At 31.8% G+C, this 14,396-nt stretch carries 15 protein-coding genes; 5 read left to right on the forward strand and 10 right to left on the reverse strand.

Going from position 1 to position 14,396, the window contains the following annotated elements; all coding sequences use genetic code 11:
- Positions 1 to 63: 63 nt before the first annotated feature.
- The 4 genes from smpB to deoC form a co-directional block, all read right to left on the reverse strand.
- Positions 64 to 522: an SsrA-binding protein SmpB gene (gene smpB / locus FHS04_RS01060; RefSeq protein WP_027878774.1), complete on the reverse strand. Its 459-nt coding sequence runs from the start codon at positions 520 to 522 to the stop codon at positions 64 to 66.
- A 22-nt stretch (positions 523 to 544) separates the two neighbouring features.
- Complete coding sequence (locus tag FHS04_RS01065) at positions 545 to 1,063, reverse strand: SixA phosphatase family protein (RefSeq protein ID WP_106678182.1); 519 nt, start codon at positions 1,061 to 1,063, stop codon at positions 545 to 547.
- 7 nt (positions 1,064 to 1,070) lie between these two features.
- On the reverse strand, positions 1,071 to 1,769 hold the full coding sequence (gene deoD / locus FHS04_RS01070; RefSeq protein ID WP_106678180.1) for a purine-nucleoside phosphorylase: 699 nt from the start codon (positions 1,767 to 1,769) through the stop codon (positions 1,071 to 1,073).
- Positions 1,770 to 1,834: 65 nt separating this feature from the next.
- Positions 1,835 to 2,506, reverse strand: a complete 672-nt coding sequence (gene deoC / locus FHS04_RS01075) for a deoxyribose-phosphate aldolase (protein WP_027878777.1) — start codon at positions 2,504 to 2,506, stop codon at positions 1,835 to 1,837.
- Positions 2,507 to 2,676: 170 nt separating this feature from the next.
- Here deoC and FHS04_RS01080 point away from each other — a divergent pair, with 170 nt between their 5' ends.
- The gene (locus FHS04_RS01080; protein WP_051169803.1) at positions 2,677 to 3,216 is read left to right on the forward strand and encodes a hypothetical protein; all 540 of its coding nucleotides are present in this window, start codon (positions 2,677 to 2,679) and stop codon (positions 3,214 to 3,216) included.
- 207 nt (positions 3,217 to 3,423) lie between these two features.
- On the opposite strand, the gene clpB is transcribed toward FHS04_RS01080, so the two are convergent.
- A complete protein-coding gene (gene clpB / locus FHS04_RS01085; RefSeq protein WP_106678178.1) occupies positions 3,424 to 6,030 on the reverse strand; it encodes an ATP-dependent chaperone ClpB in 2,607 nt (868 codons plus the stop codon).
- Between the two features lie 183 nt (positions 6,031 to 6,213).
- Here clpB and ytxJ point away from each other — a divergent pair, with 183 nt between their 5' ends.
- Genes ytxJ through FHS04_RS01100 form a run of 3 tightly spaced genes read left to right on the forward strand, consistent with a single transcriptional unit; the run spans position 6,214 to position 7,733 of the window.
- The gene (gene ytxJ, locus FHS04_RS01090; RefSeq protein ID WP_106678311.1) at positions 6,214 to 6,594 is read left to right on the forward strand and encodes a bacillithiol system redox-active protein YtxJ; all 381 of its coding nucleotides are present in this window, start codon (positions 6,214 to 6,216) and stop codon (positions 6,592 to 6,594) included.
- 9 nt (positions 6,595 to 6,603) lie between these two features.
- Entirely contained in the window at positions 6,604 to 7,113 is a 510-nt protein-coding gene (locus tag FHS04_RS01095) for a DUF3124 domain-containing protein (RefSeq protein ID WP_106678176.1), read from the forward strand.
- 5 nt (positions 7,114 to 7,118) lie between these two features.
- On the forward strand, positions 7,119 to 7,733 hold the full coding sequence (locus tag FHS04_RS01100) for a hypothetical protein (protein WP_106678173.1): 615 nt from the start codon (positions 7,119 to 7,121) through the stop codon (positions 7,731 to 7,733).
- Positions 7,734 to 7,793: 60 nt separating this feature from the next.
- On the opposite strand, the gene FHS04_RS01105 is transcribed toward FHS04_RS01100, so the two are convergent.
- Both FHS04_RS01105 and fahA read right to left on the reverse strand, forming a co-directional pair.
- Positions 7,794 to 8,975: a hypothetical protein gene (locus FHS04_RS01105; RefSeq protein ID WP_221184945.1), complete on the reverse strand. Its 1,182-nt coding sequence runs from the start codon at positions 8,973 to 8,975 to the stop codon at positions 7,794 to 7,796.
- Positions 8,976 to 9,095: 120 nt separating this feature from the next.
- On the reverse strand, positions 9,096 to 10,388 hold the full coding sequence (fahA, locus tag FHS04_RS01110) for a fumarylacetoacetase (RefSeq protein WP_027878783.1): 1,293 nt from the start codon (positions 10,386 to 10,388) through the stop codon (positions 9,096 to 9,098).
- 110 nt (positions 10,389 to 10,498) lie between these two features.
- On the opposite strand from fahA, the gene glyA reads away from it, so the two are divergent.
- Complete coding sequence (gene glyA / locus FHS04_RS01115; RefSeq protein WP_106678170.1) at positions 10,499 to 11,770, forward strand: serine hydroxymethyltransferase; 1,272 nt, start codon at positions 10,499 to 10,501, stop codon at positions 11,768 to 11,770.
- A gap of 81 nt (positions 11,771 to 11,851) precedes the next feature.
- Here the strand turns inward: glyA and FHS04_RS01120 are convergent, their stop codons facing one another.
- The 3 genes from FHS04_RS01120 to FHS04_RS01130 all read right to left on the reverse strand — a co-directional run bounded on the left by FHS04_RS01120 (position 11,852) and on the right by FHS04_RS01130 (position 14,389).
- The gene (locus FHS04_RS01120) at positions 11,852 to 12,055 is read right to left on the reverse strand and encodes a YgaP family membrane protein (RefSeq protein ID WP_181256113.1); all 204 of its coding nucleotides are present in this window, start codon (positions 12,053 to 12,055) and stop codon (positions 11,852 to 11,854) included.
- 96 nt (positions 12,056 to 12,151) lie between these two features.
- Positions 12,152 to 13,711, reverse strand: coding sequence for a hypothetical protein (locus tag FHS04_RS01125; RefSeq protein WP_106678163.1), 1,560 nt, complete (start codon positions 13,709 to 13,711; stop codon positions 12,152 to 12,154).
- Between the two features lie 297 nt (positions 13,712 to 14,008).
- Positions 14,009 to 14,389, reverse strand: a complete 381-nt coding sequence (locus tag FHS04_RS01130) for an acyl-CoA thioesterase (RefSeq protein ID WP_106678161.1) — start codon at positions 14,387 to 14,389, stop codon at positions 14,009 to 14,011.
- Between the last annotated feature and the right edge of the window lie 7 nt (positions 14,390 to 14,396).

The raw sequence follows: 14,396 nt of genomic DNA on the forward strand, positions 1-14,396 counted from the left end.
TTGCCTATATAAAAACCAAACTTAATTTTTTTTGAGAAACAATTTAAAAATCAGTGTCTTAAATTAATTATAAATTTTCTTGATACGATCTAGATTACGCTTGTTATCACGGTCTTTTATAGTTTCTCTTTTATCGTAAAGCTTTTTACCTTTAGCTAAGGCTATGTCTAGCTTAGCAAGACCTCTTTCATTAATAAATAAGCGTAGCGGTATAATGGTTAAACCAGACGTATTGACCTCTTTTTCTAATTTTTTAAGCTCACGTCTGTTAAGTAATAATTTACGCTCTGCTTTAGGTTTGTGGTTGTAGTAATTACCAAAAACATACTCTTGTATAGTCATATTGATTACAAATAATTCGCCTCGGTCATTAAACTCGCAAAAACTTTCGGCAATAGAGGCTTTACTGTCTCTAATGGATTTAATTTCGGTACCAGTTAGGACAATTCCAGCAGTGTATTTGTCTAAAATTTCATATTGAAATTTAGCCTTTTTATTAAGTATGTTTATTTTCTTTTGCATTAAGGCAAAGTTACTAATTATATTATTGAATGCTTAACAAATAATCTGTTTTAGATTGATTTTTTATGGTAACTATATAAAGGTTTCCGTTAACAGAGTCGTTTATATTCTGATATTTTTCTTCATTTAAAACTTTATTGACAAACGAAGGAGTTGTATTACTGTGTCCAACCACTAAAACGGTTTTTCCTTTAGTATTATTAATAAACTCTTTACTGTACAAGTCATTAGGCTTATAAAACTGAATAGGAATATTTTGTTTATTGGCAGTTGGTTGAGCTGTTTGTATAGTTCTATTATAATCTGTTGAATATATTTTGTCAAATGTAACGTGCTTAAAAACGTCACTCCATTTTTTAGCTCTTTTGTGACCATCAATAGTTAAATTAGGATTTTTATTTGATGGATCAGAACGATCTTTTTCTGCGTGTCTTATAAAATAATAAGTAGTGTTTTTAACAGCATTTTTTTCTTTTGATTCTGATGTTTGTTGACAAGAAAAAAAAGTTAATGTTATTAATAAGAATAAAAAATGTTTCATGGTTTATTTAGGCTAGTTCTAAAGCAATTTCAATCATTTCAGAAAAGGTAGTTTCGCGTTCTTCGCTAGTTGTTCTTTCACCTGTAACTAAAGAATCTGAAATGGTTAAGATTGTAAGCGCATTAACCTTGTGTTTTGCAGCAACAGTATATAAGCCTGCAGTTTCCATTTCAACACAAAGTAACCCGAATTTTGACCATTTTTTGTACGATTCAAAATCGTCTGCATAAAACTCGTCACTAGTAAAAATGTTTCCTGCTTTAATAGGAATATTTTTGGCTCTAGCTACATTAACAGCTTTTTCAAATAATTCAAAATTAGCTGTAGGTGCATAATCTGCGCCACCAAAACGCAATTCGTTTAATCCAGAGTTAGAAGATGCCGCCATAGCAATAACAATGTCTCTAATTTTTACATGTTCTTGATAGGATCCAGCGCTACCAACTCTTATTAGATTTTTAACGCCGTATTCTGTAATAAGCTCGTGTGCGTAAATAGAAATACTAGGTACGCCCATACCTGTTCCCATCACAGATATTTTATTGCCTTTATATGTACCTGTGTAACCAAACATGTTTCTTACACGGTTAAAGCAAACTGGGTTTTCAAGAAAAGTTTCTGCAATCCATTTGGCACGTAAAGGATCACCTGGAAGTAATATGGTTTCTGCTATTTCGCCTTTTTTGGCTTCAATATGTACGCTCATTTTTTAGTTAAAAGTATTTAAAGTGACTAAAGTGACTAAAGTGTCTAAAGTATTTAGAGTTGTGATTAATAATTACCTTCTTCGGCTTTTTGCCCAGTTACAATTGCAATTCCGTTAGAAGTGCCAATACGTTCTGCGCCAGCGTCTATATAGGCTTTTGCGGTTTCGGTATCCCTAATTCCACCTGAAGCTTTAATTTTTACATTGCATTTTTGGGCAACACTTTTCATTATTTCGACGTCATGTATTGTTGCGCCACCAGTACCAAAACCGGTAGATGTTTTAATAAAATCTGCTCCAGAGTTAATGGCTAACTCACTAGCTTTTATAATTTCAATTTCTTCTAAATAACAAGTTTCTAAAATGACTTTTAGTATGTTATTTGGCATAACTTGTTTTACAGCTTCTATGTCTTGCCAAACGGCATCAAAATTTTTACTTTTTAAAAAACCAATGTTAATTACCATATCAATTTCATCTGCGCCATCTTTTAGGGCTTGTTTGGTTTCTTCAACTTTTGCTTTTGTACTCATAGCGCCTAACGGAAAACCTATAACGCTACATACTTTAACATCTGAGTTGTTTAATTGGCTTTTAGCTAAACTAACATAGCAACTATTAACACAAACGGAGAAAAATTTGTGCTTTTTTGCTTCGTCGCATAGGTTAATAATATCTTGCTCTGTTGCTGTTGCTTTAAGAAGTGTGTGGTCTATATATGTGTTTAAAGAATTCATGTAAATAAATATTATGATATAAAGTTATAGAAATTTTACACAGAATAATAATCTAATGGATGTTCATTTTTAAGATGAAGTAAAAACTTTTGAAAAGCATGATAAAAGTCAGTTTTTAAGCTCTAAGACTGCTATAAATTTGTGTCAGTAACTAAAATAAATATTACGACATGAAAAAATTATTATTACCATTAGCATTAATTTTATTAATATCATTTAAAGTATCTGCTCAAGAAGATAACCAAGGATTAAAAGGTGCTTGGTGGGCATTAGGACAACTAGAGTTTAATGATGATGAAGCATCAGATACAAGTACTTTTGGAATTATGCCTGTAGTAGGAACATTTGTTTCTCCTTCTGTTACAGTTGGTTTAGGTGTAGGTTATAGTTCTGTAAAAGTAGCAGATGCAGATGCTGTAGATGCAGTAACAGTAATGCCTTTAGCAAGAAAATACTGGAATATTAATGAGAAATTTTACATTTTTGGTCAAGCAGATGTACCATTAACTTTTTATGATGGAGCAACTGGTTATGGTTTTAATTTAAGACCAGGTGTTGACTTTTTTGTATCTAACGTATTAACTTTAGAAGCAACTTTTGGACAGTTTGGTTATAATGCAATTTCTCCAGATGAAGGAGATGCAGTAGGCACAACGTCTTTAGGTTTCAATTCTATGGATGTAAATTTTGGTATCAAATTATTATTTTAAGAGTTAGTTAGTTTAACCAAAATTTTCGAAAAGCCACTTTGAAAAAAGTGGCTTTTTTAATTTTAAATAGAATAAAAAAAAAGCAACACTACACTTTTTCTGTAAGAAAAGTCTTGTGCTGCTTTTTCAACTAACCAACCAATTATGAAAACGGTCTAAACTTTATAATATTATATGTCTTTTTAGTATTAACAGAACTTTATGAAATTATAATTCGCCTTCAACTAAATCGCCTTGATTTCTAAAGACAAGTTCACCGTCAAACGCATCTAGTAAAATGATACTATCTGTATTTATTTTTCCAGCTAAAATCTCTTTACTTAATTGATTTAATACTTCTTTTTGTATTACTCGTTTTACTGGTCTTGCTCCATATTCTGGGTTATAACCTTTTTCTGCTAAGTATGCTATCGCTTCTGGTGTAGCGTCAAAAGTTATTCCTTGCTTAGCAATCATTTTAGTTACACTTTTTAATTGTAATCCTACAATTTGTGTAATGTTGTCTTGTGTTAAAGGTGTAAACATTATTGTATCGTCAATACGGTTTAAAAACTCTGGACGTACCGTTTGTTTTAGTAACCCTAACACATCTACTTTTGCAGCTTCCATAGCAGATTCTACATCTTTTGTAGCCTCAAAACGCTCTTGTATAATGTGACTTCCCATGTTAGAAGTCATGATTATAATGGTGTTTTTAAAGTCAGCCATCCTACCTTTATTATCTGTTAAATGACCTTCGTCTAAAACTTGTAATAAAATATTGAACGTATCTGGATGTGCTTTTTCAATTTCGTCTAACAATACCACTGAATAAGGTTTACGTCTTACTGCTTCGGTTAATTGTCCTCCTTCGTCATAGCCAACATATCCTGGAGGCGCACCAACTAATCTACTAACGGCATGACGTTCTTGATACTCGCTCATATCTATTCTTGTCATTGCGTTTTCGTCATCAAAAAGATACTCGGCTAACGCTTTAGCAAGTTCTGTTTTACCAACACCAGTTGTTCCTAAAAATAGGAATGTACCAATTGGTTTTTGAGGGTTTTGTAAACCTGCGCGACTACGTCTAACGGCATCACTTACTGCTTCTATAGCTTCTTCTTGACCAACAACACGTTTATGTAGCTCGTCTTCAAGTTTTAAAAGCTTTTCGCGTTCGCTTTGAAGCATTTTTGTAACAGGAATACCTGTCCATTTTGCAACAACTTCCGCAATATCATCATAGTTAACTTCTTCTTTAATTAAACTATGTTCAGATTGCGATTGTAAGTCTTTTTGAAGGCTTTCCAGTTTTTCTTGAGCTTCTTTTATTTTACCATATCTAAGCTCGGCTACTTTACCATAATTACCTTCTCGTTCTGCACGTTCGGCTTCAAGCTTAAAGTTTTCAATATCTTGTTTTGTGTTTTGGATATTGTCTACAACTTCTTTTTCGCTTTTCCACTTGGCATTAATCTCATTACGTTCTTCTTTAAGATTAGCAAGATCACTTCTTAAAGATTTCAGTTTTACTTCATCTTTTTCGCGCTTAATGGCTTCGATTTCAATTTCTAACTGCATTATTTTTCTATCCAAAACATCTAGTTCTTCTGGTTTAGAATTAATCTCCATACGCAGTTTTGAAGCCGCTTCATCCATTAAGTCGATAGCTTTATCTGGTAAAAATCTGTTGGTAATGTAGCGTTGTGATAACTCTACAGCGCCAATAATAGCTTCGTCTTTAATACGTACTTTATGATGCGTTTCGTACTTTTCTTTAATACCTCTAAGTATAGAAATGGCGCTTTCTGTATCTGGCTCGTCTACCATTACTTTTTGAAAACGACGTTCTAAAGCTTTGTCTTTTTCGAAGTATTTTTGATACTCGTCAAGTGTTGTTGCACCAATAGATCTTAACTCACCACGTGCTAATGCAGGTTTTAGGATGTTTGCTGCATCCATTGCACCTTGCCCGCCACCAGCACCAACAAGCGTATGGATTTCGTCTATGAAAAGAACGATATCACCTTCGCTAGTCGTCACTTCTTTGATTACAGCTTTAAGACGCTCTTCAAATTCTCCTTTAAATTTAGCACCTGCAATAAGAGCACCCATATCTAAAGCAAAAATTTGCTTTTCTTTTAAGTTTTCTGGTACGTCACCATCTACAATACGATGTGCTAAACCTTCGGCAATAGCGGTTTTACCTGTTCCAGGTTCACCTACCAAAATAGGGTTGTTTTTGGTACGACGCGATAAGATTTGTAAAATACGTCTAATCTCTTCGTCACGACCAATTACTGGATCAAGCTTACCGTCTTTTGCTAATTGATTTAGGTTTTTTGCGTATTTGTTTAAAGAATTATAAGTGTCTTCTTGACTTTGAGACGTTACGCGATCACCTTTTCTAAGCTCTTCTATTGCTGCTTTTAGACCTTTTTCTGTCACGCTTTGGTCTTTTAGCATTTGTGCAATCTTACTATTAGATTTTAAGATAGCTAAGATTAAATGCTCTACAGACACAAAGTCGTCTTTCATGTTTTTAGCAATGATAGACGCTTCGTTTAGTGTTTTACCAGCTTCGCGAGATAACATAAGATCTGCGCCAGAGACTTTTGCAAAACTTTCTAGTTGTTTATCTAAAGCTTGTTTTAAGACTATTGTGTTAACATTTAACTTTTTTAATAAAAAAGGTAACACGTTTTCATCAACTTCTAAGATACCTTTAAAAAGGTGTTCGTTTTCTATTTGTTGATGACCATAACTTTGCGCAATTTGTTGCGATTGTTGTATGGCTTCTTGCGATTTTATTGTATAATTGTTTAAGTTCATTTTTTTAAAATTTAGCATTGTTTGATTGCTTTATTTCAATTATCTTACCAATAGTATTTTAGCGACAAAATGTCTGTTAGCTACTGGTTTTTAGTGACTTTTAGTCAGTTTGTAAGTTTTAAAAATGAAGTCGACTTACTATATAAATTAACTTTCGCTATTGCGGAAAATGAAGTATACATTATGTTTGGAAAACTTTTTGGAAATAATAAAATACCTAAGGAAGAGAAAGTACTACCTTGGCAGAATTTAACTACGATAAAACAATTAGATGACATTGAATTATCATCTAAAGGAAAAACACAGGTTATATTTAAACATTCTACAAGATGTGGAATTAGTAGAATGGTTTTAAACCAATTTACTGAAGCTTATGATTTAGATCTAAATGCAGATTTATATTATTTAGATTTGTTAAATTATAGAGATGTATCTAATGAGGTTGGTTACAAATTTCAAGTGATGCATCAATCACCACAATTACTAATTATTAAAAATGGATTAGTGGTTGCTCATGCTAGTCACGGTGAAATAAATGATTTAGATTTAAGTAAATTTGTTTAAATTTAAAAGATGAAAAATTATTTGTTTTTAATACTTCTTGTATTTGTTGTTTTAGGATGTAATCATAAAACAGAAAATGAAGCTTTACCATCTAATAATTGGCAAGCTATGAAATGGACCGAAAGCTTGTCAGACTCGTTGGTATCAGGATCAACATACCTGTCTGTTTATTCTCATATTTATAGTACAACAGAGCATAAAACACACGACTTAACTGCTACAGTTAGTATTAGAAACATTAATAAGCAAGATACTATTTTTGTAAAAAATGCAAGTTATTACGATACTAAAGGCAATTTAATAAGAACTTATTTTAACTCTCCAATATTTGTAAAACCTATGCAAACCATAGAGATTGTTATAGACGAAAAAGATAAGTCAGGAGGATCTGGAGCTAATTTTGTATTTGATTGGTTGGTATCAAAACAATCCAACAAACCTTACTTTGAAGGTGTTATGATTACGACTTACGGACAACAAGGCTTGTCGTTTACTACTAGAGGTATTGAGATAGAATAGGAATAATGAAAAGACTTATATTATTAGTTTTAGTTATTGTTTTTGCTTGTAAATCTTCAGATTCAAGAAAACTTATTTATGATAGAAAAACACCTAATATTAATAATAAATTAAAATTAGATGGGTTTTATTATAACGAAGTTGAAGAGAAAGGTAGAGTGTTTTATAATGAAGAATATGGTGATGGTGGTATCTATAAATCAGAAGTTATATTACTTAAAAAAATAAGAGGAGTTTACTTGTCTAAAGATGGAAGTATTAGATTAAGTGATGGACCTATGAGTGGAGTATATAAAAGCGATTATTTGGACAAATGTGGAATAGATTATAATAATAATACTGAAACTGCTATCGCTTTTTTTGGTTGTTCTTTAAATACACCAATTTCTGAGTCATTTAAAAATCATGAATATTTTAGTAAAAGGCATTACGAGATATATGGAGATTCAATTAAAATTCAATATTATTTTACAAACCATTCATTTTATTTAGCTGAAAAAAAAGGAATAATATTAAACGATACTACTTTCAAATTTGTTGAATATTACGATAATAAGACTAAAAAAATTAAAATAATTGATGAATTGTATAAGTTTAAAGGATTTAAAGTGAAAAACTAAATATCTACAAATTCAAAACTCAATAAAAAAAACTCTCAATTGTTATTGAGAGTTTTTAGCTTAATAGAACGTCATTCGTTTAATAATATCTTTTAGTTTTAACTTTAAGTCTTCATTAGTATCATAAACCATTTGCTCATTTGTTGGAAATGGTACAGCTCTATTACCTAGCAACCTTTTATCATCATCACTTAAAGCACGTCTATCTCCTCTAAATCTTCCGTAGAAGTTTTCAAAAATAAATTCTGAATCTATAGGGAAACTCTCTAACACCTGATTTTGTTTTAAGTCAGTAAATACAACTTGACCTATAACTTGAGTCGATTTTACTTGCTGTACTTCAGATAATCTAGCTAAAACTCTAACTATTTTATCTTGTTTTATATCATTTCCAGAACTGTCTTTAGCAACATTTCCGTTTTCATCTAAAACATATTCCCAACCATCTACAATTTCTGCTTCTCTAACATATTCTTTTTCATAAACATGTTCTGGAGAGATATTTATACGTTTAAGCTGCAATTGCATGGCATAATCATAATTAATTTCTGCAGATGCATTAGCATGATATAAAGTCCAAAAATTATCGTTTAAGCCATAAGTATCAAAGTCTAATAATTCTTCTTCTAATCTTGTAGGTACAATTTGGTTAGTTTCATTTTTAATAGAAACTATTACAAAGTCTATTCCTTTAAAATGTGCTTGGTCCATTAAAGATCTAACATCTTTAAAATTAGGGTTGATGCGCTCTATGTCTTCTAATAAACCGTAGGCTTCTCTTGCGTTGTATTTATCTGAAGTGCTTAATAATTGTATTGCTTGACTGTATTTATAGTCGGAAACTTTAGATTTATAATCTATAATATCTGAGGTATAATTATTAAATTTAAATTTAATTGTTTTACCATTTATTTGAAGTGGTAAAACACTTTTTATAGAGTTTTGTCTACTATTTAAACGTGTGTAAAGATTGTAAATAGTCTCATAATACTCTGGATTACCATCTTGTTTTAGTTGGTTAATTCTGTAATGATTATCCTCTACAACTTTATAATAAGCGTCTCTTAACATAAGCACATAATCTTGTTTACGCTTAGCATTCTTATTTGTTTCAAGCTTTTTTAATGCATTATTAATTGCTTGATCGTAGTTACCAGTGTTTAACTGTTTTTCGATTTGTTTTCTTCCCACACAAGACGATAGTGCTAGAAAAAGTACTGTAATAATTGTAAAGTTTTTCATCTTCTTTGGGGTTTAAGGGTTATTAGGTTAAGTATTTTCAAGATGCGTGCCAAAACTAAAAATAAAACCCTTTAGATGGTCTAAAGGGTTTTATTTTTATAAAAAAAAGATGTTGTTTATCTATTTATTTTTTTTAGGTTCAAAAACAGGTAATAGTTTTGTTTTTACTTCACCAAAACCAATGCGTGTTCCGTCTTTTTCGCAATAACCACGCATAATTACAGTATCATTGTCATTTATAAACTTACGCTCGGTACCATCTGCCATTTTTAAAGGCTTTTCTCCGCGCCATGATAGTTCTAGCATAGATCCGTAACTGTCTGGTGTAGAACCAGAAATTGTTCCGCTTCCCATCATGTCTCCAGAGTTAACAGGACATCCATTAACAGTATGATGTGCTAATTGTTGGGACATGCTCCAATACATATATTTAAAGTTAGATTTACTAACTACTTTTTCTTTAGCTTTTTCTGGTTGGATTGCAACCTCTAAGTTAATATCATAACTTTTTTGTCCTTTTTGTTGTAAGTAAGGAAGTTGCTTTTTTAAAGGTTTAGGTCCATCTGTTTTAAATGGTTGTAATGCATCTAATGTTACTATCCAAGGAGAAATTGAAGAGGCAAAGTTTTTAGCTAAGAAAGGACCTAATGGTACATATTCCCATTTTTGAATATCACGTGCAGACCAATCATTAAATAAGACTAATCCAAATATGTATTCTTCAGCTTCATCTACAGGAATTGGTTCTCCTAAATCGTTAGCATCTGTTGTTATAAAAGCCATTTCTAATTCAAAATCTACTAATTTACTTGGACCAAAAACAGGCTCTTCAGCACCAGCAGGTAAAGTTTGTCCTTGTGGTCTGTGTACTGGTATTCCTGAAGGAATGATAGAGCTACTTCTACCATGATAACCAACTGGTATGTGTAACCAGTTTGGTAACAATGCGTTATCTGGATCTCTAAACATAGTACCAACATTTGTAGCATGTTCTATACTAGAGTAAAAGTCGGTATAATCACCAACCTGAACAGGTAATTGCATTTCAATTTCATCTAATCTAAATAATACAATTTCCTTGTGTTTTACATTGTTTTTTAATGTGTCGTTTTCAGCATCAAAAATTTCAGCAATTCTATTTCTTACAGCGCGCCATGTGTTGCGTCCATCTGCAATAAAATCGTTTAAAGTGTCTTGTAAGAAAATATCGTCAGTTAATGGGATACCGTCAAAATAACCTAATTGATGTAAAGCGCCTAAATCTATTGCAGTATCACCAATACGTGTTCCGATGGTAATTATATCATCTCTGGTTAAAAAAACGCCAAAAGGTATGTTCTGTATAGGGAAATCTGAATTTTTATCGACGTGTAACCACGATTTTCTATCCGGATTGTTAGCTGTTAAAGGCATAAATATTTGTTGATTTGTTGTTTATAAATTCTAAGTAAATATATGTTTTTTGAATTATTTACAAGACATATTTCTTATTTTTGATAAATTTTTAACGAGTAACAAAAATTATGCAACGCGACGAACAAATATTTGAATTAATTGAAGCAGAAAAAGACAGACAGTTACACGGTATAGAGCTTATTGCTTCCGAAAACTTTGTAAGCGACCAAGTTATGGAAGCTGCTGGATCTGTACTAACTAATAAATACGCCGAAGGTTATCCTGGTAAGCGTTATTATGGTGGATGTGAAGTTGTTGATGAGGTAGAACAAATTGCAATAGACCGTGCTAAAGCATTGTTTGGTGCAGACTATGCTAACGTACAACCACATTCTGGTAGCCAAGCTAATACAGCAGTTTACCATGCGTGTTTAAAACCAGGTGATAAAATTTTAGGTTTTGATTTATCTCATGGAGGACATTTAACACACGGATCGCCAGTAAATTTTTCTGGTAAATTATACAATCCTGTATTTTATGGAGTAGAAGAGGAGACAGGTATTTTAAATTACGATAATATACAAGAGATTGCTACCAAAGAAAAACCTCAATTAATCATTGCTGGTGCTTCTGCTTATTCTAGAGATATAGATTTTAAGCGTTTTCGTGAAATAGCAGATAGCGTAGGAGCTATTTTACTAGCAGATATTTCTCATCCATCTGGATTAATTGCTAAAGGTATTTTAAACGATCCAATGCCACATTGCCATATCGTAACTACAACGACACATAAAACATTACGTGGTCCAAGAGGCGGAATGATTTTAATGGGTAAAGATTTTGAAAATCCGTTTGGTATAACACTTAAAAACGGAAAACCACGTATGATGTCTTCTTTATTAGACTCTGGTGTGTTCCCAGGTAATCAAGGTGGACCATTAGAGCATATTATTGCTGCTAAAGCAATTGCTTTTGGTGAAGCTTTAACAGATGACTTTTTACACTACATGTTACAAGTAAAGAAAAACGCAGCAGCTATGGCAAAAGCGTTTGTAGATCGTGGTTATAACATTATTTCTGGTGGTACAGATAACCACATGATGTTAATCGATTTACGTAACAAAAATATTACCGGTAAAGATGCAGAACAAGCATTGGTAAAAGCAGATATTACTGTAAACAAAAACATGGTACCTTTTGACGATAAAAGTCCGTTTGTAACTTCTGGAATTAGAATTGGTACACCAGCTATAACTACAAGAGGCTTAAAAGAAGGCGATATGGAAGCTATAGTTAATCTTATTGATGAAGTGATTACAAACCATGAAGACGAAGATAAACTAGATACTATTGCTGTAAAAGTAAATGCAATGATGAGTGATTTACCATTATTTGCTTAAATAGATAATTTCGCTTTCGCGGAAAAAAAGCCAGCCAAATAGCTGGCTTTTTTTTATAAAATAAAATTTTATAAAGGTAAGTTATAGATAGTCTTCAGAGTCGTCATAAGTAGTCATGTTAGTTGATTTGTAAAATGGACAAAAAGCTGTAACACTTGCAAATAAAAACATGGCTGAAACTACTATAATTATAAAAGCTATCGGACCATTAAATTCTCCTACATATAATATTGATATAAGCAATAAAACCACGATAAAACGAACTAATCTATCAAAATTGCTCATATTTCTTTTTAATTTTATCATCATTTAATAATTGAGGGTATTATTTAGTCCAAAACTAAAAGAAAAAACAAATACTATTTTATTCTTTCGTTCAATCTAGAAGATGATATGTTGAAATGCACCTAAGTCTGGATTATTGGTTCTATTAATCCCCAAAATGTCATTTGGGACTTGCGTAGCAAACGTAGCATTACCTTGACCATTTGCTGCAGAATTTTCACCAATAATTAAATCGTTTTCAAAAGGTGCTCTAAAATTAGGCGCTTCATTAAAAATAATATTTTCGTAATGGTTGATGTTGTTAAAATCATAATTATCACCATCAAAATTTCCGCTAGAATTATCAAATCGTAATAAGCAGTTGGTTAATTTAAAATTAAAAACTACGCTTGCGTCTTCAATTTCATCTACAATTAATTCAGGATTATCATTACCGTAAATAATACAGTTGTTAAAATTAGCTTCGGTTAAATCTGCTATTGTTGCAGAGTTATCTGCGTTAATTACAAAGTTATTAATTAGTAATGCAGGAAATTGTCTAAAACTGCTATCCCAATAATTAGCAATCGTACTATGTGTTACGTTATATTTTCCTCCTAAAGTTGCGCCAAAACTAGCTTGACCAGAATTGTTGATGACTAAATTTTCGGCGTTTATTGATGTGTTTCTTCCTAAAATACCAAAAGTACTAGAGTTATAAATCTGCGAATTGGTAATGGTTAACTTGTTAATTGGCATGTCTGCATTTGGGTTAGCATCAGATAAAATACCAACCGTACCATTTTTGATAGTTGCGTAATTTATGATGTTATTTTGGCTGTCTTCAAATAGCCAAATGGTTCCCCATTGTCCTGGTACATCACTATAAATAGGCTCTAAACGGTCGCCTTCAAAAATAACTTCGTTTTCTAAAAGGTCTTGGTCATTACTTAACGCACCATTTACATTTAAAGAGGCATTTTCTTGAACAATTAAACCTGAATTGGCATGAAAATGCACACGTGCACCAGCTTCTACAGTTAAGGTTTCGCCAGCTGGTACAGCTGCGTAACCGTAAATAACGTAAGGTTTCTCGTCGGTAAAGGTTAATTCTTCAGGTAATAACTCGCGACCTTGCAAATCGGTTTCAACAGGTTGTCCATCAATAGTTAGGGTTAATGTTTCTACAATTTGAGTAGTTTCATCTCTATCAGGGTAAATAAAAACAGCATCTTTTATTAAGGTTACTAAATCTACGTCTTGTTGTAAATTGCCTGCCTCAAAAAGGATTTTGTCGGTGTATAAAAATTCAAAATCTGTTGCCATATGATTTTGAATATCTTCGGTAATTTCTATAAAAACAAACATGCTGTCTTTGGCTAAAATTTCGACATTGTCAAAGTTTTTTCCAGACATTCCGTCTACGTTTAATCGGTAACCAGATGTTTCTCCATTTTCTAGTCTAATGTTTGGTACGTAGATGTCTTCATCTGAATTATTATAGACTTTTAAAGTGTAAGTACTTGAGCCAATGTTGGTAAAAACAGTGTCTAAATACACAGTGTCCTTAGAGAAACCTAAAGTACCATTGCTTGGTTGAAAGTCAAAATCTTTACGACAAGAACTCCATGTTAAAATGAAAATAAAAAGTGCAGTAAAATAGAGTAGGCGCTTCATATAATTGGCAGTTATCCTTTTAATAGTTGACTAAAATATAACTTTTTTAAAGGCTATTTAGTATGTGTGTTTAAAATTATTAAAATCTATTATAGAATTTCTTGAAAACCTTCAATTTGAGTGAATTTTACGATTGAAAATGGGAAAAGTTGAATAGAGAATAGAGTTTTTTAATTCAAACAAGTTCTCGATACAGTTTTTCGTACCTCAAAACCACTCGAACTGACGCTTAATTATTATTTTGAAATCAAAATGAACAACAGGTTTAAACTGACAAAAATTAAATCATGCTTTAAATTAAAATAGGTCGATGATTTCTTGCGGAATTCGGTTTGGTTTTAAAGTTTTACTATTCATAAAACACCATTTGGTTTCAGAATAGGCGCAAAGTTTTTTATCCACTAAAATTTCGACAATACGTATAGAAAATAAACCTTCACAAGATTTTACATAGGTTTTTAGTGTTACTGTTTCTCCTAAAAGAATTTGATGTTTATACTCAATGTTGTGAGATAACATAACCCAAAAATACTGGTCTAAAACAGTTGTTGATACTTCGGTTTCCCAATGAGAAATAGCAATATCATTAACCCATTTTACATATCTAATGTTATTAACGTGGTTATTTTGGTCTAAATCCTCTTTGGTAACTAGTATTTGTGTTTGATGAATTTTCATAACGCTA

The organism is Mesoflavibacter zeaxanthinifaciens subsp. sabulilitoris (genome assembly GCF_014191595.1).
Classification (GTDB): Bacteria; Bacteroidota; Bacteroidia; order Flavobacteriales; family Flavobacteriaceae; genus Mesoflavibacter; species Mesoflavibacter zeaxanthinifaciens.